Origin of the sequence: Variovorax paradoxus (genome assembly GCF_009498455.1) — a bacterium.
GTDB classification, from domain to species: domain Bacteria; phylum Pseudomonadota; class Gammaproteobacteria; order Burkholderiales; family Burkholderiaceae_C; genus Variovorax; species Variovorax paradoxus_H.
On record NZ_CP045644.1, the window covers coordinates 5,371,832 to 5,391,245 of the forward strand.

Here is a 19,414-nt window from a genome sequence, read left to right on the forward strand (position 1 = left end):
CCGATGGAAGCAGAAAACCCGTCCGACGCGCCGCATGTCGATGTCCTGATCGTCGGCGCCGGCCTCTCCGGCATCGGCGCCGCCTGCCACCTGCAGGCGCAATGCCCGGGCCGCAGCTACGCGATCCTCGAAGGGCGCGAACGCAGCGGCGGCACCTGGGATCTGTTCCGCTACCCGGGCGTGCGTTCCGACTCCGACATGTACACGCTGGGCTACGTGTTCCGCCCGTGGACGCAGGCCAAGGCGATCGCCGATGGTCCGTCGATCCTGCAGTACGTGCGCGACACCGCGCGCCAGCATGGCGTGGACGACAAAATCCACTACCAGCACCGCGTGGTGCGCGCCGGCTGGTCGAGCGCCGACGCCTGTTGGACGGTCGATGTCGAGCAAGGCGCCGACAAGCAGCTCGTGCAGTGGCGCTGCAACTTCCTCTTCCTGTGCAGCGGGTACTACCGCTACGAAGCGGGCTACACGCCCGACTTCGCCGGCATGGCCGATTTCAAAGGCCGCATCGTCCATCCGCAGCACTGGCCCGCCGACCTGGACCACGGCGGCCAGCGCGTGGTCGTGATCGGCAGCGGCGCCACCGCGATGACGCTGGTGCCTGCGATGGCGAAGACCGCCGCGCACGTCACGCTGCTGCAGCGCTCGCCGACCTACGTGGTGGCGCGCCCGGCTGAAGACCCGATGGCCAACCGCCTGCGGCGCCTGTTGCCGGCGATGGCCGCGTACCGCCTCACGCGCTGGAAGAACGTGACGCTCGGCATGCTGTTCTTCCGGCTCGCACGGCGCAAGCCGGCACGCGTGAAGCGCATGCTGCTGGGCGGCGTGCGCCACGCGCTCGGGCCCGGTTACGACGTCGCCACGCACTTCACGCCGCGCTACAACCCGTGGGACCAGCGCCTGTGCCTCGTGCCCGACGGCGACCTGTTCGCGGCGCTCAACGCGGGCCGCGCCTCGATGGTCACGGACCACATCGACACCTTCACGCCCAAGGGCCTGCGATTGAAGTCGGGCCGCGAGCTCGAGGCCGACATCGTCGTGACCGCCACGGGCCTCGAACTGCAGGTGCTCGGCGGCATCGAGCTGAGCGTGGACGGCCGCCACATCGACCCGGCGAGCACGTTCAACTACAAGGGCATGATGTACAGCGACGTGCCCAACCTGGCTTCTTCCTTCGGCTACACCAACGCCTCGTGGACGCTCAAGTGCGACCTGACCTGCGCCTACGTCTGCCGGCTGCTGAACCACATGCGCAAGCACGGCTGGCGGCAATGCACGCCGCACAACGCCGGCCCCGACCTGTCGCCCGAACCGTGGATCGATTTCAGCTCGGGCTACGTGCAGCGCTCGCTCGACAAGTTTCCGAAGCAGGGCGCGCATACGCCGTGGAAGCTGCACCAGAACTACCTGCGCGACATCCTCCTGTTGCGCCTCGGGCGCGTGGACGACGGGGTGATGGCGTTCTCGAATCGCGCGCGTTAGCGGCTGCTTCGTGACACGGCGATGTATAGCTCTGCTGAATACAACATCGAAGATTTTTGAATTGGATCGATGGCAGGCGGCGGTGATTTACTCCGCCCGGCGTTGCTCTCACCGTGCGAAAGACGGCGGGGCAGCACCCGGGAATCACCCCACGACCCTGTGATGAGGAGACCTCATGAAGTCATCGATCCGCGCATCCCTGGCGGGCCTGCTGTACGCAGCGCTTGCAGGCCATGCAAGCGCCGCTTCGCTGGACGCTTTCGCGACCACGCCGAACGCGGCCATCTCCGGCAACAACATCGAGAACCTGACGCAGTCGACGCCCGAGATGTGCGCGTCGGCCTGCCTGGGCGCGCCACGCGGCGCCTGGTGCGTCTCGTTCGACTACAACAAGACCAACCAGAGCTGCGACCTGAGCGACAAGCGCGCCGCCGACGTGGGCGGGCTGAAGACCGACTACGCTGGCAACCCCTATGACCACTACAGCCTCAAGCCCGATCCGCTGAAGCCTTTTGCGCACACGGCCAACGCGGCCATCAGCGGCTACAACGTCGAGGCCCTGCAGACCGTGACGCCTGCCGACTGCGCCAACGCCTGCACCGACGCAAGCCGCACGGCGTGGTGCAAGTCCTTCGACTACAACAAGACCCAGCAGCGCTGCGACCTCAGCGACAAGCGCGCCGGCGACGTGGGCGGCCTGAAGACCGATTACGCCGGCAACCCCTACGACCACTATTCGCTGATTGCGGGCGAGGGCATTCCCAACCCCGTGCCCGGCAACAAGCACATCCTGCTGATCGGCCTGGACGGCCTGCGCGGCGACGCCATCCAATGCGCGGGCTGCGTGCAGACGCCCGCGATGTCGGCGCTGATTGCCGGTGGCGCCTTCCACGGCAACGTGCTGGCGGGCGGCACCAAGCAGGCGACCGTGAGCGGGCCCGGCTGGTCGTCGGTGTTCACCGGCTTCTGGGCCGACAAGCATGGCGTGACCTCGAACACCACCACCTTGCCGCTGAAGAAGACCCACGTGTTCGACCAGATCAAGGCGGCCTGGCCGACGGCCACGACCGCGGTGGTGGGCGACTGGTTCAACATCACCCACAACCTGCGCCCGGCGCTGGCCGACTTCGTGGTCGCCAATGCCGCCAAGAATTCGCAGCAGGCCACCGACACCGTGAAAGGCTGGCTGAGCTGGAAGCACCCGCCGACGGCCATCTTCTATTACCTGCACAACGCCGACATCCACGCGCCGAGCTACGAGCCGCTCAATGCGTTCTACCAGGGCAAGATCGCCGGCGAAGACCAGCAGATCCAGCAGGTGCTCACGGCGCTCACGTCGCGGCCGAACTACGCGAACGAAGAATGGCTGATCGTCGTCACCTCGGACCACGGCGGCACCGGCAGCGGCCACGGCGGGCAGACTGCGGGGGAGCGCAGCACGCTGCTGATCCTGAACAACAACCACCAGAACCCGCTCAAGCCCAGCTACTGCCTGGGCAACCTCGGGGGTACCGCGTTGACGCAGATCGACGGAACGACGCCGCACATCCTGGACTTCCTGGGCCTGCCGAACACCACCGAAGGGCAGAAGCACCCCGCGTGCGGCAACTGAGGCCGCGCGAATCTGGCGCGCGCCGAAGGAGAGGGGAGCTCGCGCGCATGCCGTGCGCGGCAGGCGAAATGCCTACCCTTCGACGAGGTGCGGGTTGAACCCGCACATAATCTCGCGTTTTCTTTTGTTCTGAATCTCTCAGGTAGCCACGCCGTGTCGAAGCCAACCTGCCCCTGGACTTCGATCCGCCTTTTCCGGCTGTGGTGCGCCTGTGTTCGAACACTATTACCGCGAGCTGCTGAGCTTTCTGTCCCGCAAGGTACCCGACCGCGCCACCGCGGCCGACCTGGCGCAGGAGAGCTACGTGCGGGTGTACGAGGCGCAGCGCACGGGCAGCGTGGTGCGCGACCCGCGCGCGCTGCTGTACCGCACGGCCCGCAACCTCGTCACCGACCACCACCGCCGCACCAGCGTGCGCGCGGGCGGCGACGCGGCGACGCCCGATGAGCCGCCGCCCGACGCCGACGACTGCATCGGTCCGCAGACCTTCGAGCCCGACGCCATCCTGTCGTCCAGCCAGGGCATGGCGGCCATGGTCGAGACCATCGACCGGCTGCCCCCGCGCTGCCGCGAAGCCTTCGTGCTCTACAAGTTCGACGGGCTCTCGTATGCCGAGGTCGCCGAGCGCATGGGCATTTCGGTGCGCACGGTCGAGATGCAACTGCGCATCGCGATGGAGGCGTGCTGGGCGTGCCTGGAGCGGACCCGGGGTTCGCAGTGAGATGAGCGACCGCAGATCACGCACCATTACGGGGTTTGACCACGCTCGTGCGTCTACCCCCATAAGAACGATGCCCACGCCATGACCCTCACGTCGCCTCCGTCCGAAGAAGCCCAGCGCCTGCGACAGGACGTGCTGGACTGGTTCGTCCGCCGCCAGCGTGCGCACTGGGGCGCGTCCGACGAGCGCGCGTTCCAGGCCTGGCTCGGTGCCGATGCGCGCCATGGCGCGGCCTTTCGCGAATGGGAGTCGCGCTGGCGCGCCTTCGACGCGATCGCGCCCGAGACGGTCGCGGGCTGGCGCAGCGGCTTCGAAGGCCGCACATCGGTTGCGCCCACGCGCCGCGGCTTCCTGAAACCGGCCTTCGTGCTGGCCGCCTCCGGCATGGCGGTCGGCGCCGGCTACCTCGGCTGGCGCGAGGTGCAGGCCCAGCCCGTGTTCGAACAGGCCTTTGCCACCCGGCGCGGGCAGCAGCTCGAAGCACCGCTGCCCGACGGCTCCCGGCTGCGGCTGGACACCGCCACCCGCCTCGAAGTGCGCCTGTTCCGCGACCGCCGCGAGGTGACGCTGATCGACGGGCAGGCGGTGTTCGCGGTGCAGTCCGATGCGAAACGACCGTTCGATGTGCTGGCCGGTCCGCTGCGCGTGCGGGTGGTCGGCACGCGCTTTGCCGTGCGCCACACCCCCGGCATGCCGGGCGCCGACGGCACGCGGGTGTCGGTGGAAGAGGGCAAGGTGCGCGTGCTGCGCCGCGCGCCGGAGGCGACGAGCGAAGTCTTCCTGACCACCGGCCGCCAAGTGGAGAGCGATGCGCAGGGCGTGTTTTCCGCAGTCTCGGCCGTGCCGCGCGACGGCATCGCACCCTGGCGCGAGCACCGCCTGAGCTTTGTCGACACGCCGCTGGCCCGGGCGCTGGCCGAACTGGAGCGCTACGGCAGCACCGGCCTGGTGGTGAACGACCCGGCCGTGGCGGCGCTGCGCCTGAGTGGCACCTTCGATCCGCGCGACGCGCGCACGCTGCGGCTCGCTTTGGCCAGCGCCCTGCCGGTGCGGCTGAAGGAAAACGGCGCGGTCGCCGAGCTCGTGCCGGCCCTCTAAAACAAAAGAACCCAAAGATTTTTTCGCCGGCACTACGGGGATTCCGCCGGCTCGTGCGTCAGCCCAGATAGGAACCATTTGCATTCACTACCTGGAAGACGTTCGATGACGAAGCGCTTGATAACAAAGATGACACCCGCGCCGCTGGCCCTGGCCGTTGCACTGGCCCTGGCGAACGCGCCCCTGATGGCCCGGGCGCAGGGCGCGCCCCAGCCGATCAGCATCGCCGCGCAGCCGCTGGCCGAGGCGCTGAACGACTGGGCGCGGCAGACCCGCATCCAGCTGGTCGTGCAGCAGAACCTGGTCGCGGGCAAGTCCGCACCGGCCATCTCGGGCAGCCTCACGGCCCGGCAGGCGCTCGACCGGCTGCTGGCCGGCAGCGGCCTGGCGGCCACGATGGAAGGCAACGCGGCGGTCATCAAGGCCGCGCCGGCATCGGGCGGCACCTCCACGCTGCCGGCCGTGACGGTCGTGGCCGACGGCGAAGAAAGCGCCACCGGCCGCGTGCAGGGCTACGTCGCCAGGCGCAGCGCCACCGGCACCAAGACCGACACGCCGATCATCGAGACGCCGCAGTCGATCTCGGTGATCACGGCCGACCGCATCGAGGCCATGGGCGCCGCCAACCTCAAGGACGCGCTGGGCTACACGCCGGGCGTGTCGACCACCACCTACGGCGCCGATTCGCGCTACGACTGGATCTCGCTGCGCGGCTTCGACGCCTATTCGCCGGGCTTCTATCTGGACGGCCTGCCGCTGCGCAACAACAGCACCTGGGGCGTGTGGCGCACCGAGAACTACGGCGCCGAGCGCATCGAGCTGCTGCGCGGCCCGTCGTCGGTGCTGTACGGCATGAGCGGCCCCGGCGGGGTGGTGAACGTGGTCAGCAAGCGCCCCACGGCCGAGCCGATTCGCGAGCTGCAGCTGCAGGTGGGTGACCACGCCCGCAAGCAAGTGGCGGGCGATTTCTCGGGCGCGCTGGATGCCGACGGCAAGCTGCTGTACCGCATCACCGGCCTCGTGCGCGACGCGCAACTGCCGGCGGGCAAGGAGGCCGACGACCGCATGTACATCGCGCCCGCACTCACGTGGAAGCCGTCGAGCGACACCACGCTCACGCTGCTGTCGCAGTTCTCGCGCACGCGCGCCGGCGTCTACACGCGCGCACGGCCGCAGGTCGGTTCGCTCGACGCGACCGCCATCGGCACCCGCATTCCCTCGAAACTGTTCGTCGGCGAGCCCGGCTTCGACCGCTTCAATCAAGACCAGGAGATGGTCGGCTACCAGTTCGAGCACCGCATCAACGACACCTTCACGGTGCGGCAGAACGCGCGCTACGCGCACCAGAAGCTCGACTACACGGGCACCCAACTGACCGGCTTCATGGCGCTGAACCCCGAGGTGCCGAACGACCCGCTCAACTTCCAGCAGATGTCGCGCAGCGTGTTCGGCAGCCGCGAGAACATCGGCGCGCTGGCACTCGACAACCAGCTGCAGGCCGACTTCCGCCTGGGCGAGACGCAGCACAAGGTGCTGGTCGGGCTGGACTACCAGCGCACGCGCATCGACCAGGTCACCTTCAGCGGCGGCAGCGCCTCGCCGCTGAACATCTACGCGCCGCGCTACGGCGGCCCGATCGAGTTGCCCGCGCCGTACTTCGACGGCATCACCCGGCTTGCGCAGACCGGCGTCTACCTGCAGGACCAGATCAAGTGGGGCGACCGCTGGACGCTGACTTTGGGCGGGCGCTACGACACCGCCGACAGCACGGTGGACAGCCGCCTCGACGGCGCGCGCCAACGCATCCGCGACCACAAGTTCACCAGCCGCGCGGGCCTGGTCTACCTGCACCCGAGCGGCTGGGCGCCGTACCTGAGCTACTCGGAGTCGTTCGCGCCCACGGCCACCATCGACCCGGTGTCGGGCGACCCGTTCAAGCCCGAAAGCGGCAAGCAATACGAGGCCGGCGTGCGCTACCAGCCCACGGGCAGCAAGGCGATGTACAGCGCCGCCATCTTCGATCTGCGGCGCAAGAACTACATCAGCTACGACGCCGAGTTCATGCCCAAGCAGACGGGCGAGATCTCGGTGCGCGGCCTGGAGCTCGAGGCCACGGCCGAGATCGTCTCGCGCCTGAACCTCACGGCCTCGTACAGCTACACGCCGCGCGCCATCGTCACGGCCAGCGCCAACACGAGGGAGATCGGCAAGCAGGCCACGGCCGTGCCGCGCCACCGGCTGTCGGTGTGGGCGGACTACCGTTTTGTCAACGGTGTGAAGGTGGGACTGGGCGCCCGCTACACGGGATCGAACTACGGCGACGGCGAAGCCGCGTGGCCGAGCAAGGTGCCCGCATCGACGGTGTTCGACGCCATGCTCGGCTACGACATCGACCGCTGGAGCCTGGCGCTGAATCTGCGCAACCTCACCAACAAGACCTACTTCGCCAACTGCGGCTTCCGCAACTGCTACTACGGCTATCCGCGCACGGCGACGGCCACGGCAACCTACCGTTGGTGAACGCGTGCGGCGACGGGCTTCGGGCCGCCGCCGTGCGTGCGAACTTCTCGGTGACAGCGGCCGCACGGGTTGACAACGCCCGGTTCGGGCTTTGATACTGAACCCTTCAGTTCATCATCCAACCCAAGGAGATTCCATGCAGAAGATCATTCCCTGCCTCTGGTTCGACGGCAACGGCGAGGACGCGGTCAAGTTCTACACCGCCATCTTTCCGAAGTCGCGCCTCACCGACACACTGCTCTGGGGCGACGTGAATCCCGCCAAGAAGGGCCAGCTGCTCACCGCGACCTTCGAGCTCGACGGCCAGTCGTTCATGGTGCTCAACGGCGGGCCCGAATACAAGATCACGCCGGCCATTTCGCTCATCGTGACGTGCGAAACGCAGGAGGAGGTCGACTACTACTGGGACAAGCTGCTCGAGGGCGGCGGCCAGCCCGTGCAGTGCGGCTGGCTCACCGACCGCTTCGGCGTGTCGTGGCAGGTCACGCCGATGCCGCTGATCCGCATGTTCCAGGACAAGGATGCGGCCAAGGCCGCCCGTGCGATGGCGGCCATGATGAAGATGATCAAGCTCGACATCGCCACGGTGAAGAAAGCCTTCGACGGGGAGTGACCCCCGCCGAGGCGCGCATCAGACCAGCCGGCCGATCGACTTCTTGCGCCACACCAGCCGGTAGTACGCGGTCTGCAGCAGCAGCATCGCGCCGAAGGTGACCGGGTAGGCGATCCAGATGCCGTCCAGGCCCAGGCCGAAGGTGCGGCTCATGAGCCAGGCCACCGGCACTTCGACGCCCAGGATGCATGCAATGGTGATGAGCGTCGGCACCAGCACCGAGCCGCTGGCACGCATGATCCCCGACACCGCCGAGGCCATGCCGAACAGCACCATGCTCCACAGCATGATGTGCAGCAGGTTCTGCGCAATCTCGATCACCGGTGCGCTGGTGATGAAGAAGCCCATCAGCGGGCGCGAGAACAGGTAGCCCAGCAGCACCAGCCCGCCCGTGAGGACGAGGTTCATGCCGAGCGCGGTCTGCACGATGGCGCCGAGCCGGTTGGCGCGGCCCGCGCCGATGGCCTGCGCGCCGAGGATCGACGTGGTGATCGCGATCGAGATGGCCGGGAACTGCACGTACGCCACCACCTGGTTCACCGCGCCGTACGCGGCCGTGGCGTTGGAGCCGTAGCTGTTGACCATCGACAGCAGCACCACTTCGGCCAGCGCCACCACGATCATCTGCACGCCCGTGGGCACGCCGATTTTCAGCACGGCCTTCAGCAGCTGCGGCTGGATGCGCAGGCACCGGAAGAACTCCGCATCGGGCGCGAGCGGGCTCTTTTTCTGGCGCAGCCGGAAGCCCAGCCACGTGGTCGCGACCGCGAACGACAGCACCGAGGCCCATGCGCCGGCCGCCACGCCGAGCTGCGGCAGCCCGCCCCAACCGCGGATGAGCGCGGGCGTGACGACGAGGCCGATGGCCGTGGAAATCAGCAGCGTCAGCAGCGGCGTGATGGTGTCGCCCACGCCGCGCAGCATGGCCGTGGCCAGCAGGAACAGGAACACGCCGGGCATTGCGATCAGCATGATGCGGGCGTAGCGCGTGGAGTCGGCCAGCACGTCGGGCGGTGTGCCCAGCATGGCCAGCATCGGCGTGGTGAAGACGCCGCCGAACACCGCGATCGCCAGGCCCAGCAGCAGGCCCACCGTGAGCGTGGTGCCCGCCACCGCCTTGGCCTTGGCCGCGTCGCGCGCGCCCCAGGCCTGGCCGATGAGCACCGAGGCACCGGCCCCCAGGCCGATGATGAAGGCGATGAAGAAGAACATCACCGGGAAGAAGCTCGAGACCGCCGCCAGCGCGCTCACGCCGAGCATCTGCCCGACGTAGACGTTGTTGATGGTGCCGGAGAGCGACTGCAGGATGTTGCTGAGCAACATCGGCGCCAGGAAGAACAGGAACACCTTCCACAGCGGACGCGCCGCACCCGCGGGCGCCACGGGCACGCCCCGCAGGCCGCTCGGGTTGCCGGGGCTGGTGGCGGTGGCGGTGCTGCTGCTGTCGGGCGCCGCGCTCATGCGGCGCCCCAGCCACCGGCCGACAGCTTGTGCAGGTGCACGCGCAGGTCGGTGGGCCAGGGTTCGACAAGATCGCTGAAGCGCTGGTGCTCGCCCGCGAACAGCGCGCGCGTGGCTTCCTCGAAGTGGGGCAGGTTGCCGGCGATGGCGGTCATGAAGCGGTAGGTGGCTTCGCGCGCGGCGCGCACGGTGTCGCGGTCGGCGTGCACGTGGCGTGCGTCGTCGACCAGCTTGCGCAGCGCCACCGAGGCGCCGCCCGGCTGGCGTCCGAGCCAGTCCCAGTGGCGCGGCAGCAGCGTGACTTCGCGCGCCACCACGCCCAGCCGCGGACGGCCGACGCCGCGGGGTGCGTCTTCGTGTTTTTCGGCTTCGAGCGCGGAGGTTTCGATGGCCTTCGGGTCGCGCAGATCGACATCGAGCTGCTCGCCGGTCTGGTCGTTGAACACGAGGCAGGCGGCGGCGTCGCCGCGCTCGCGCAGTTGCGTGAGCACCTGGGCCTTGGTGCCGGCAGCGACACGCTGGAAGCCGGCAAACGCAGTGAATGTGGTCGGTAGTTCGTCGGGTGACATGCGGATTCTTTTCGGGTTGTCGATCCGGGCGGAACGAAACGAGGTTCGTAATCTACCCGCAGGACGGTTCAGGCGTGCGGCGTGTCGTGATCGCACAGCGTCCGCAGCGCGGCATGGAGGTCTGGCAGGCGTTGCGGGTCCAGCGATTTCACGGCGTCGGCGCAGATCGCCTCGACGGTCGGGAGGGCAGCCTGCATCAATTGCTTGCCGCCGCCGCGAATCACCGCGTGGCGCCGGTTGTCGCCCTCCGTTCCCGTCATGCGCTCGGCCAGGCCGGTCTTTTCGAGCAGCACCATCTTGCGGATCAACGCCGACATTGGCAACCCCAGCGTGTGCGCAAGCTCGGCCATCGGCACGCGGCCGTTGCCGGCACGCAGCAACAGGTGGAGCAGGGTGAAGTCTTCGTAGTCCAGGCCATGGAAGGCGCCCAGGTCTTCGTTGAGCTTCAGGCTCAGGCTGGCGTGGGCGCGGCCGAGGTCGAGGCAAAAGCCCAGTGCGTCGGTGCTCATGGTGTGTTGTAGCCCTTGTCACCGGTGCAGGGGAGTTCCTCGCGCCAGAGTTCAAGCAGCTTTTCGAGTTCGGCCGCGCGGTCGAAGGCGGGGTCGTCGCGCTCCTTCACCCGGTCGATCACCTCGAAGCTGAAGTGCGTCGCGCCCTGCGCCACCCAGTCGCGCTGCAATGCCTTGTTGCGGTGCGAGCGCAGGTTCAGTTCGAAGCGGGCTCGGTTCATGGCACCTTCTACGTCGAGGCTGCCGGCCACGTAGACGCGGCCGTCCGTCAGGTTGCGGACGACGAACACGCCCGCGGGGCGCACGCTGTCCTTGTATTGCTTGATGAGGGTACGTCGCGTGAGGGGAGATGGATTCATCTCCAAATATTACCCGGGCAAAATATAAAACACAATACACCCGGGTAAAAATGGATTCACCCGACCCGCAGCCGGTGCCATCCCCGAAGGACGCGCCGGTGCACCGCGCGCACGATGCGCCAGGGGCGGCTTTCGCGCACCCGCGTCAGCACCAGGTCTTTCCATGCCTTCCAGCGCGGGTACCAGCGGGCGAACCAGGCCAGCTGCATCAGCGAGCCTTCGACCAGCTGGAAGATCCGCGCGACCACCGCCGTGCCCGCGAGCTTGGCCAGCAGCAGCACGGCCATGCCGCTGAGCGCGTGGCCGCGCCCGAACAGAAACAGCGCCATCAGCTTCACCGGAAAGAGCAGCAGCACCGGCACGAGGAACGCGAGCAACGCGCCCCACGGCGGCAGCGCGCGCAGCAGGTTTTCGAGGCGCGCCCAGAAGGGCAGGCGCGCAAGCCGCGCGACCAGCGCCGCGAGCGGTGCCCAGCCCCATTCCTCGAACAGCAGCACCGGCACGAGGATCGTGGTGGCAACGGCGCGAAACAGGGCGCGCAAGGCGCGCACGAGGGGGTTGTGCATGCGCGAAGGGTATCCGCACATGGCGGCGCGCCGCCGGAACCTTGCGGACCCGGCGGCGCCTCGTTCGAAAAGGCGGCGTCTGCGTGTCGGTCTACTTGCGGCCGACGCTGCTGTCTTCCGCAGGCCGGAAGAACAGGTACTCGCCTCGGCCCAGTTCAGGCGTCACTTCGTAGCCGCTGCAGCGCGCGACGCTGCACTGGATGATCACGACGCGCGGCCAGATCGTGGCCGAGGTCGGAAACCCCGGCATGTACTGCGGCACGTGCCAGACGCCGTAGTCGCCCACCGGCTCGGCGTTCTCCGTGCCGCTGGCGTTCTGCAGGCCGCTGCCCAGTGGCATCCGCTCGATGCGGATGATCGGCGTGGCGGCGACCGACGCCGTCGCCACGCAACAGGCGGCCAGCCAGAGAGGAACGGTCCTGGTGTTCATGGTGATGGACTCCGGATCCGGCCTCATTGCGCGTCGGCCGGTGCGGCTGCCACCTCGTCGGCCGGGCCAGCCGGCAGGCGGCGCGTGATGCGCGCTTCCAGGATGTCCGGCTGCGGGGCCAGCGCGACCGGTGCCACGGCGCTCACCATCACCGGTGCCGGTTGCGCGGCTTCCACGGCCGGCGCGGGTTGCGGCGCCGGGGTTGCCATGGGCATCGCCTCGACCAGCGTGGCCGGTGCGGCGGGCTGTTGCACCGCCACGACCGGCGCGGGCGCCGGGGCCAAGGCGACAGGCGCTGCAGGTGCGACGGGCGCTGCGGCCACCGGTGTCACCGGCGCCGCCGGACGTGCCGCCACCGGTGCGCCGCTGCCCGATGCCTGCGGTCCGAAGGCGCTCACGCGCTCTTCGGCAGTCATCGACTGCGGGCACTTCGAGCCGGTCATCTCCAGGGCCGCCTGCGCCTGCGGGTCCATGCAGTCCATGGCCAGCGACGCGGCCTTCATGCCCTTGTTCCAGAGCTCGCGGCTCATCTTCAGGCGCTTGCAGTGTTCGTCCGTCCAGGTGGTGCCGAAGCTCAGCCCGACCCCTGGGCCGTTGGCACTGGCGCTCGAGCTGCCCATGCAGGTGTCATTGCTGGTCGTCAGGTTCGGGCCGCTCACGGAGGGCACGTTCTTGACGGTGTAGCTGCCGCGGTAGTCGACGACGCTGGTCGTCGCGCCGGTGTTGTTGATGTTCTGTGTGCTGTCCAGCGTCGAGCGCGTGGTGACGTCCGAGGGGGCCGAACTGTTGAAGTTCACCGCCTGGGTGTTGCCTTGCGCCGATGTGGTGGCCGAACTCGACGACTGGTTGTTGGCACCACCCGCCGTTGTTTGTGCCAAGGCGCCCGCCGACAAGCCCAGCAAGGTCAGGGCGATCAATGTTTTCATTTTTTCGACTCCTTTGGGAAACAGGGGAGGGGCGTGCCCCTCCCCATGGGTGGTCCACAACCGATGGTCCGGATCGCTCAGGGCGCGTTGGCCGTTGCGCCGGAGATCGCGCCACCCGCGGTGCCGCCGCCGTTGCTGAAGCCCGCTGCGTTGCCCACGGCGAAGTTGATGACGCCCGAGGAGCCGCCGGTCGAACCCGAGGTGGCCGAGGTCGTCGTGCCGTTGACGATGCCGTTGACCGCACCCGAATTGGCGCTGAAGCCAGCCGTCGTGCCCGAGGTGCGCGTCACCACGGCGAGACCGCCGCCGGGGCCTGCAGCGGTGGCTGCGGTGTTGTTGGTGGTCGAGCCGGCTGCGCCGCCCGCAGCACCGCTCACGGGGTTCGCACCGCCGCCGGCGTAGTTGGCATTGGCGCTCGAGGTCGCATTGGCCTGTGCGTTCGCACCGCCTGCGGCCACGCCGTTGCCGGTCGTTGCAGCCACGCTGGTCACGCGGCCTTGCGTGGTGGCCGCGCCGCTGGCCGTGGCGCCACCGAAGCGCAGGAACGAATTGCCCGCTGCGCCGCCCGCCGCGTTGGCCGTGGCCGACGAGGTGGAGCTGGCTGCGTTGTAACTGAGTGCGCTGCCCGTTCCGGAGCTGGCGGCGACCGAGCCCGCCGAGCTGGAGGAACCGGTCGTGGTGTTGGTGACGGCGAGCGCCACGCTGCTGCCGGTTGCGGTCCCGATGCCAGCCACGAGAACCACTGCCATGGCGATAAGAGTCTTCTTCATGATGCTTCCTCGATAGTGTTGAAACGAACCCGATGGCCGGCGAATCCGGCCATCAGCGACGGTCAGCGAGCACGGAGTGAAGGGATTCCGTTGCGACCGGAAGGCAGTTTCAGCGGGGGGAAGCGAACGAAAAATGCCTCAGGCTGGGTAGAGGAAGGCTATGGCGAAAGCAATGCCCGAAGGCGTTTTCGGCGGGGGCAAAGAGCCGGTTCCAGGCCCTGTTCCCCTCGCGGGGACTATCACTTTGGTTCACAATCTGGCAATATTGCAACCGAAAGAAACCAAGGTAATCAAAAAAACCGATAGACGGAAAAAGAGTAGAAATCGATTAACTTTTGTTCACGAAGTCGCAACTTTTATCTGTGACAAGGGGGCGTAAATGGAAAACGATCTCGACATTTCATTGACCGATGTCGGTGGTGGCGCTAGGAAATTCTCCAATCCTGGCCAGTTCGGAGGGCTCCTCGCGCCCTCGGCAGATACCCTGCCGTGGCCGGACTACCTCATGGGCCAGGAAACCAAGCCCGTTCGTGTCCTGCTCGTCGACGACGACCCCTTTGTCCGCCGCGTCATCGCCCAGGAACTGCTGGGCGACCTGCGCATCCAGCTCGAAGGCCAGGCCGGCTCCCTGCGCGAGGGCCGGCGCCTCCTGATGCAGCATGAATTCGATGTGCTCATGGTCGACATCCGCCTCGGGGACGGCAGCGGATTCGAGCTCATCGAAGAAGCCAAGAAGCACCGCAGCGCCGCCGAGATCATCGTCATTTCCGCGCTGGAAGACGAGCCTCAGGTACTGCACGCCTTCGAGCTCGGCGCCTCGGGTTACCTGGTGAAGAACGCCTGGTTCCAGAGCTACGCCCAGGCCGTGCTGCAGGTGGTGAACGGCGGTGCCGCCATCACCCCCCGGCTGGCGCGCCGGCTGCTCGTGCACCTGGACCACCAGCGCGCCAATCCGAGCCCGGTGCGCCCGCCGGACAGCAAGGCGACCCTGTCCGCACGGGAGCGCGAAGTGTTGCGACTTGTAGCCACGGGGTACGTGACCGAAGAGATCGCGCTGCAACTCACCATCAGCGCCCAGACGGTGAACGCGCACGTCAAGAACATCTACCGCAAGCTGCACGCCCACACCCGCGCGCAGGCCGTGAGCTTCGCCTCGCACCGGGGGCTGCTCTAGGGCGCGCTTCGGGCGCGCCGCGTTCGCAGCGGAGCCACCGATGCTCGCGCCCGCGCCCCAGCTCCCGCCGTACTTCCTGGAGGACCAGTTCGTGTGGCTTTCGATCGCTGCCTGGTGTGTGCTCCTGATCTGGCTCTGGCCGCACGCCTCGCGCCAGCGAAGGATGCTGTGGGTGTGGCTGGCATTCGCGCTGCACCTGACACCGGTGGCGGGGCAGGCGATTCGCGCGACCTCCGCGATCACCACGCTGGGTACCGAGGCGCCGATCGCCTTCTGGGCCCTGCAGGGCGTCAACGCCGCCGTACTTTGCATGATCGTCGGCACGTGGTACCTCACGCGGCGCCGCCTCTTGCGCAACCGCCAGGCGCAGGCCGTGCTCGCGGAGCGCCGCCGCATCGCCAGCGACCTGCATGACGGCGTCGGCTCGCGGCTGGTGGCGCTCATGGCCAGCTACGACCCGCGCTCCGCCGACGCCCGCGAGCTGTCGATGGCCCTGCAGGCCTGCCTGCTGGAGCTGCAGATGACGGTCGATTCCCTCGACGACCAGGCCGACACCAGCATCGGCGAGCGTCTGGGTCATTTGCGTTACCGCCTGCAACCGGCGTTCGACCGGCTCGGCATCACGCTCGTGTGGAACGTGCAGGACGTGGCGCTGTCGCCGCCGCTGTCGTCCGAAGCCGCGATGCAGCTGTGCCGCATCGCGCAGGAGGCCTTGTCGAACGTGCTGCGCCATTCGCAGGCCACCCGCGTCGAAGTGCGCTTTGGCCCGCGCGAGCGCTCGCACGGGCTGGTGCTCGAAGTGCTCGACGACGGCCGCGGCCTGGGTGCGGCGGCCGGCCAGGCCGGGGGCAAGGGGTTGCGCAGCATGCGCGAGCGCGCCGACGCGCTGCACGGCGAGCTGGCCGTCATGGACGCGGTGCCGCACGGGCTGCGCGTCCGGCTCGTGATGCCCGGTGACGTGCTGCCACAGGCGGCGGTTGCGGCGCAGGCCGAGCGCACGTTGTAACCATGCCGCGGGGGTACCCGGCGGGACGCATCTTCGCCTATGGCAAACTTCCGCGCTTTGCCAGGGACGCGCTCAAGACATGCAGAAAATCATTCGCCAGCTCGCCGTTGAAATCAAGGTCGGCGAGCACCAGGTGAAGGCCGCCGTCGAACTGCTCGACGAAGGCGCCACGGTTCCGTTCATTGCCCGCTATCGCAAGGAAGTCACGGGCGGCCTCGACGACATCCAGCTGCGCGAACTGGAAGCCCGCCTGTCTTACCTGCGCGAACTTGAAGACCGTCGCGTGGCGGTGCTCAAGGCCATCGACGAGCAGGGCAAGCTGACCCCCGAGCTGCGCGCCGCGATCGAATTCGCGCCCACCAAGCAGGAACTCGAAGACCTGTACCTGCCGTTCAAGCAGAAGCGCCGCACCAAGGGCCAGATCGCCCGCGAATTCGGCATCGAGCCGCTGGCCGACAAGCTGCTGGCCGACCCCTCGCTCGACCCGACCGTCGAAGCCAAGGCCTTCCTGCAGCCCGCCACCACGCTGGACGACGGCAAGCCGGGCCCCGATTTCTCCACCGTGCCGCTCGTGCTCGACGGCGTGCGCGACATTCTTTCCGAGCGCTGGGCCGAAGACGCCGTCCTGGTGCAGCGCCTGCGCGAATGGCTCTGGGCCGAGGGCCTGCTCAAGTCCAGCCTCATGGCCGGCAAGGATGAAAACAACGCCGACGTCGCCAAGTTCCGCGACTACTTCGACTACGACGAGCCCATCGGCCGCGTGCCCTCGCACCGCGCCCTGGCCGTGTTCCGCGGCCGTGCGCTCGAGGTGCTCGACGCCAAGCTCGTGCTGCCCGTCGAACCCGAGCCGGGCAAGCCCAGCATCGCCGAAGGCAAGATCGCGCTGCACCTGGGCTGGAGCCATGCCGGCCGCCCGGCCGACGACCTGCTGCGCAAGTGCGTGGCCTGGACCTGGCGCGTGAAGCTGGCGCTGTCGACCGAGCGCGACCTGTTCACCCGCCTGCGCGAAGACGCCGAAAAAGTCGCCATCAAGGTGTTCGCCGACAACCTGCGCGACCTGCTGCTGGCCGCACCCGCCGGCCCGCGCGTCGTGATGGGCCTGGACCCCGGCATCCGCACCGGCGTGAAGGTGGCCGTGGTCGATTCGACCGGCAAGCTGGTTGAAACCGCCACCGTGTTCCCGCACGAACCGCGCAAGGACTGGGAAGGCTCGCTGCACACGCTGGGCAAGCTGTGCGCCAAGCACGGCGTGAACCTCATCGCCATCGGCAACGGCACCGCCAGCCGCGAGACCGACAAGCTCGCCGGCGACCTCATCAAGCTGCTGGCCAAGATGGCCGCGCAGGCCGGTGCGCCCGAAATGACGGTCGACAAGGTCGTCGTCAGCGAAGCCGGTGCCTCGGTGTACTCCGCCAGCGAATTCGCCTCGCAGGAAATGCCCGACGTCGACGTGAGCCTGCGCGGCGCCGCCTCCATTGCGCGCCGCCTGCAAGACCCGCTGGCCGAGCTCGTGAAGATCGACCCCAAGAGCATCGGCGTGGGCCAGTACCAGCACGACGTGAACCAGAGCGAACTCGCGCGCACCCTGCAGGCCGTGGTCGAAGACTGCGTGAACTCGGTGGGTGTAGACCTCAACACCGCCAGCGTGCCGCTGCTCAGCCGCGTGTCCGGCCTGTCGGGCAGCGTCGCCAAGGCCGTGGTGCGCTGGCGCGAAGCCAACGGTGCGTTCTCCACCCGCAAGCAGCTGCTCGACGTGACCGGCTTCGGCCCCAAGGCCTTCGAGCAGAGCGCCGGTTTCCTGCGCATCCGCGACGGTGCCGACCCGCTGGACATCACCGGCGTGCACCCCGAAACGTACCCGGTGGTCGAGCAGATCATCGTCAAGACCGGCAAGCCGATCGCCGAGCTGATGGGCCGCGCCGACATGCTCAAGACGCTCAAGCCCGAGCTGTTCGCCAACGAGAAGTTCGGCGTCATCACGGTCAAGGACATCCTGGGCGAACTCGAGAAGCCCGGCCGCGACCCGCGCCCCGACTTCAAGGTGGCGCGTTTCAACGACGGCGTGGACGACATCAAGGACCTCGTCGAAGGCATGATCCTCGAGGGCACCGTGAGCAACGTCGCCCAGTTCGGCGCCTTCATCGACCTGGGCGTGCACCAGGACGGCCTGGTCCACGTGAGCCAGCTGAGCCACAAGTTCGTCAACGACGCCCGCGAAGTCGTCAAGACCGGCGACATCGTCAAGGTCAAGGTGATGGAAGTCGACGTGGCCCGCAAGCGCATCGGCCTGTCGATGAAGCTCGACGCCGCCCCCGCGCGCCGCGACGGCCCGCGCGACAACCGCTTCGAAGGGGCAGGGCGCGGCCAGCAGCAGCAAGGCCGGCGCGACAACGCGCCGCAGCCGGAGGGGCAGATGGCGAGTGCGTTTGCGAAGTTGCAGGGGTTGCGCAAGTAAGCACCCCGCGGACCGCACGTTTCTTGCAAACACCACCGGCATGAAAGCCCTGCGCATCTACGCCGGCCCCGCGGCCCGCCAGCACATCGAGCAGCACGGCCTGCGACCGCAGGACGTGCGCACCATTCCCGGCGCGGCGGGCGGGCCCAAGGGGTTGATCCTCGGGCCGCTCGATCGCTTCATCTTCGGGCGCTGGCTCACGCAGTCGAGCCAGCCGGTGGACCTGGTGGGCGCGTCGATCGGCGCGTGGCGGCTGGCGACGGCGTGCCTGTCGGACCCGGAGGCCGCCTTTGGGCGCTTCGAGCACGACTACGTACGCCAGCAGTTCGAAGTGCCACCGGGCCAGAAGCGGCTCAGCCCGCACCAGCTCAGCGAGCGCTTCGCAGAAAGCCTCGACACCTTCTATGGCGGACGCATCGGCGAGGTGCTGGGCCATTCGCGCTACCGGTTGCATGTGGTGACCTCGCGCGGGCGCCACATCCTCGGGCGCGAGGGCAGGGCGCGCACGCCGGTCGGCTACCTGGGCGCCTTTGCGAGCAACAGCCTGCATCGCAAGAGCCTGGGCGCGTGGCTGGAGCGCTGCGTGTTCTCCACGCCCGGCGCGGCCTTGCCTTTCGGCACGACCGACTTCCGTACGCGACAGCATGCGCTGAGCGAGGCCAACTTCAACCGGGTGCTGCAGGCCTCGTGCTCCATTCCGTTTTTGCTGGCCGCGGTGCACGACATTCCGGGCGCGCCGCGCGGCGCCTACTGGGACGGCGGCATCACCGACTACCACCTGCACCTCGACTACCAGCCTGTCGACGAAGGCATCGTGCTGTACCCGCATTTCCAGCAGGCCGTGGTGCCGGGCTGGCTCGACAAGGGGCTGCGCTGGCGCCACAAGTCGACGCGCTTTCTCGACCGCATGGTGGTGCTCGCGCCGAATCCCGACTGGGTGAAGACGCTGCCGCACGGCAAGCTGCCCGACCGCAAGGACTTCATCCGCTTCGCGAACGACGCCCAGGCGCGCATCTCTGCGTGGGGCCAAGCCACGCGTGAGGCGACGCGGCTGTCGGACGAGTTCGAGGCCTGGCTCGGCGACGACGGGCGTTCGCGCGACATCCTGCCGCTCTGAGCGCACCTTGTCCCTTCGGGGAC

18 protein-coding genes are annotated in these 19,414 nt (G+C 68.2%); 10 read left to right on the plus strand and 8 right to left on the minus strand.

Features of this window, described 5'->3' with window-relative positions; translation table 11 throughout:
* Positions 1 to 3 precede the first annotated feature (3 nt).
* From GFK26_RS24755 to GFK26_RS24780, 6 genes are all read left to right on the plus strand, one after another.
* Positions 4 to 1,485 (plus strand): flavin-containing monooxygenase, encoded by a 1,482-nt coding sequence (locus tag GFK26_RS24755; protein WP_153284299.1) that lies wholly within the window; start codon positions 4 to 6, stop codon positions 1,483 to 1,485.
* A gap of 175 nt (positions 1,486 to 1,660) precedes the next feature.
* Positions 1,661 to 3,097 (plus strand): PAN domain-containing protein, encoded by a 1,437-nt coding sequence (locus GFK26_RS24760; protein ID WP_153284300.1) that lies wholly within the window; start codon positions 1,661 to 1,663, stop codon positions 3,095 to 3,097.
* Positions 3,098 to 3,308: 211 nt separating this feature from the next.
* The gene (locus GFK26_RS24765) at positions 3,309 to 3,818 is read left to right on the plus strand and encodes an RNA polymerase sigma factor (RefSeq protein WP_153284301.1); all 510 of its coding nucleotides are present in this window, start codon (positions 3,309 to 3,311) and stop codon (positions 3,816 to 3,818) included.
* An 81-nt stretch (positions 3,819 to 3,899) separates the two neighbouring features.
* The gene (locus GFK26_RS24770; protein WP_153284302.1) at positions 3,900 to 4,916 is read left to right on the plus strand and encodes a FecR family protein; all 1,017 of its coding nucleotides are present in this window, start codon (positions 3,900 to 3,902) and stop codon (positions 4,914 to 4,916) included.
* A 105-nt stretch (positions 4,917 to 5,021) separates the two neighbouring features.
* Entirely contained in the window at positions 5,022 to 7,436 is a 2,415-nt protein-coding gene (locus GFK26_RS24775; protein ID WP_153284303.1) for a TonB-dependent siderophore receptor, read from the plus strand.
* Positions 7,437 to 7,572: 136 nt separating this feature from the next.
* Positions 7,573 to 8,049: a VOC family protein gene (locus GFK26_RS24780; protein ID WP_153284304.1), complete on the plus strand. Its 477-nt coding sequence runs from the start codon at positions 7,573 to 7,575 to the stop codon at positions 8,047 to 8,049.
* An 18-nt stretch (positions 8,050 to 8,067) separates the two neighbouring features.
* Here GFK26_RS24780 and GFK26_RS24785 read toward each other — a convergent pair whose 3' ends face one another.
* The 8 genes from GFK26_RS24785 to GFK26_RS24820 form a co-directional block, all read right to left on the minus strand.
* Positions 8,068 to 9,510: an MATE family efflux transporter gene (locus tag GFK26_RS24785; RefSeq protein ID WP_153284305.1), complete on the minus strand. Its 1,443-nt coding sequence runs from the start codon at positions 9,508 to 9,510 to the stop codon at positions 8,068 to 8,070.
* Positions 9,507 to 10,079, minus strand: coding sequence for a DUF2239 family protein (locus tag GFK26_RS24790; RefSeq protein ID WP_153284306.1), 573 nt, complete (start codon positions 10,077 to 10,079; stop codon positions 9,507 to 9,509). Before GFK26_RS24790 ends, GFK26_RS24785 begins: the two co-directional genes overlap by 4 nt.
* A 68-nt stretch (positions 10,080 to 10,147) precedes the next feature.
* Positions 10,148 to 10,588, minus strand: a complete 441-nt coding sequence (locus GFK26_RS24795) for a MarR family winged helix-turn-helix transcriptional regulator (protein WP_153284307.1) — start codon at positions 10,586 to 10,588, stop codon at positions 10,148 to 10,150.
* Positions 10,585 to 10,947, minus strand: a complete 363-nt coding sequence (locus tag GFK26_RS24800; RefSeq protein WP_153284308.1) for a GIY-YIG nuclease family protein — start codon at positions 10,945 to 10,947, stop codon at positions 10,585 to 10,587. The genes GFK26_RS24795 and GFK26_RS24800 overlap by 4 nt, the downstream gene beginning before the upstream one ends.
* A 56-nt stretch (positions 10,948 to 11,003) precedes the next feature.
* Complete coding sequence (locus GFK26_RS24805; protein ID WP_153284309.1) at positions 11,004 to 11,513, minus strand: hypothetical protein; 510 nt, start codon at positions 11,511 to 11,513, stop codon at positions 11,004 to 11,006.
* A 91-nt stretch (positions 11,514 to 11,604) separates the two neighbouring features.
* The gene (locus tag GFK26_RS24810; protein ID WP_153284310.1) at positions 11,605 to 11,943 is read right to left on the minus strand and encodes a hypothetical protein; all 339 of its coding nucleotides are present in this window, start codon (positions 11,941 to 11,943) and stop codon (positions 11,605 to 11,607) included.
* A 23-nt stretch (positions 11,944 to 11,966) separates the two neighbouring features.
* Positions 11,967 to 12,869, minus strand: a complete 903-nt coding sequence (locus GFK26_RS34355) for a hypothetical protein (protein ID WP_228122103.1) — start codon at positions 12,867 to 12,869, stop codon at positions 11,967 to 11,969.
* 77 nt (positions 12,870 to 12,946) lie between these two features.
* A complete protein-coding gene (locus GFK26_RS24820) occupies positions 12,947 to 13,639 on the minus strand; it encodes a hypothetical protein (protein WP_153284311.1) in 693 nt (230 codons plus the stop codon).
* Between the two features lie 379 nt (positions 13,640 to 14,018).
* Here GFK26_RS24820 and GFK26_RS24825 point away from each other — a divergent pair, with 379 nt between their 5' ends.
* The 4 genes from GFK26_RS24825 to GFK26_RS24840 all read left to right on the plus strand — a co-directional run bounded on the left by GFK26_RS24825 (position 14,019) and on the right by GFK26_RS24840 (position 19,391).
* Entirely contained in the window at positions 14,019 to 14,813 is a 795-nt protein-coding gene (locus GFK26_RS24825; protein ID WP_153284312.1) for a LuxR C-terminal-related transcriptional regulator, read from the plus strand.
* Positions 14,814 to 14,853: 40 nt separating this feature from the next.
* Positions 14,854 to 15,819, plus strand: coding sequence for a sensor histidine kinase (locus GFK26_RS24830; protein ID WP_153284313.1), 966 nt, complete (start codon positions 14,854 to 14,856; stop codon positions 15,817 to 15,819).
* A 79-nt stretch (positions 15,820 to 15,898) separates the two neighbouring features.
* Positions 15,899 to 18,274, plus strand: coding sequence for a Tex family protein (locus GFK26_RS24835; RefSeq protein WP_153284314.1), 2,376 nt, complete (start codon positions 15,899 to 15,901; stop codon positions 18,272 to 18,274).
* Between the two features lie 40 nt (positions 18,275 to 18,314).
* Entirely contained in the window at positions 18,315 to 19,391 is a 1,077-nt protein-coding gene (locus GFK26_RS24840; protein ID WP_153284315.1) for a phospholipase, read from the plus strand.
* Positions 19,392 to 19,414 lie beyond the last annotated feature (23 nt).

What these genes read in the sequence shown, in the direction of transcription:
- GFK26_RS24755 (WP_153284299.1), top strand. Translation starts at nt 4, where the DNA reads ATGGAAGCAGAAAACCCGTCCGACGCGCCGCATGTCGATGTCCTGATC.
- GFK26_RS24760 (WP_153284300.1), top strand. Translation starts at nt 1,661, where the DNA reads ATGAAGTCATCGATCCGCGCATCCCTGGCGGGCCTGCTGTACGCAGCG.
- GFK26_RS24770 (WP_153284302.1), top strand. Translation starts at nt 3,900, where the DNA reads ATGACCCTCACGTCGCCTCCGTCCGAAGAAGCCCAGCGCCTGCGACAG.
- GFK26_RS24775 (WP_153284303.1), top strand. Translation starts at nt 5,022, where the DNA reads ATGACGAAGCGCTTGATAACAAAGATGACACCCGCGCCGCTGGCCCTG.
- GFK26_RS24780 (WP_153284304.1), top strand. Translation starts at nt 7,573, where the DNA reads ATGCAGAAGATCATTCCCTGCCTCTGGTTCGACGGCAACGGCGAGGAC.
- GFK26_RS24785 (WP_153284305.1), bottom strand. Translation starts at nt 9,510, where the DNA reads ATGAGCGCGGCGCCCGACAGCAGCAGCACCGCCACCGCCACCAGCCCC.
- GFK26_RS24790 (WP_153284306.1), bottom strand. Translation starts at nt 10,079, where the DNA reads ATGTCACCCGACGAACTACCGACCACATTCACTGCGTTTGCCGGCTTC.
- GFK26_RS24795 (WP_153284307.1), bottom strand. Translation starts at nt 10,588, where the DNA reads ATGAGCACCGACGCACTGGGCTTTTGCCTCGACCTCGGCCGCGCCCAC.
- GFK26_RS24800 (WP_153284308.1), bottom strand. Translation starts at nt 10,947, where the DNA reads ATGAATCCATCTCCCCTCACGCGACGTACCCTCATCAAGCAATACAAG.
- GFK26_RS24805 (WP_153284309.1), bottom strand. Translation starts at nt 11,513, where the DNA reads ATGCACAACCCCCTCGTGCGCGCCTTGCGCGCCCTGTTTCGCGCCGTT.
- GFK26_RS24810 (WP_153284310.1), bottom strand. Translation starts at nt 11,943, where the DNA reads ATGAACACCAGGACCGTTCCTCTCTGGCTGGCCGCCTGTTGCGTGGCG.
- GFK26_RS34355 (WP_228122103.1), bottom strand. Translation starts at nt 12,869, where the DNA reads ATGAAAACATTGATCGCCCTGACCTTGCTGGGCTTGTCGGCGGGCGCC.
- GFK26_RS24820 (WP_153284311.1), bottom strand. Translation starts at nt 13,639, where the DNA reads ATGAAGAAGACTCTTATCGCCATGGCAGTGGTTCTCGTGGCTGGCATC.
- GFK26_RS24825 (WP_153284312.1), top strand. Translation starts at nt 14,019, where the DNA reads ATGGAAAACGATCTCGACATTTCATTGACCGATGTCGGTGGTGGCGCT.
- GFK26_RS24830 (WP_153284313.1), top strand. Translation starts at nt 14,854, where the DNA reads ATGCTCGCGCCCGCGCCCCAGCTCCCGCCGTACTTCCTGGAGGACCAG.
- GFK26_RS24835 (WP_153284314.1), top strand. Translation starts at nt 15,899, where the DNA reads ATGCAGAAAATCATTCGCCAGCTCGCCGTTGAAATCAAGGTCGGCGAG.
- GFK26_RS24840 (WP_153284315.1), top strand. Translation starts at nt 18,315, where the DNA reads ATGAAAGCCCTGCGCATCTACGCCGGCCCCGCGGCCCGCCAGCACATC.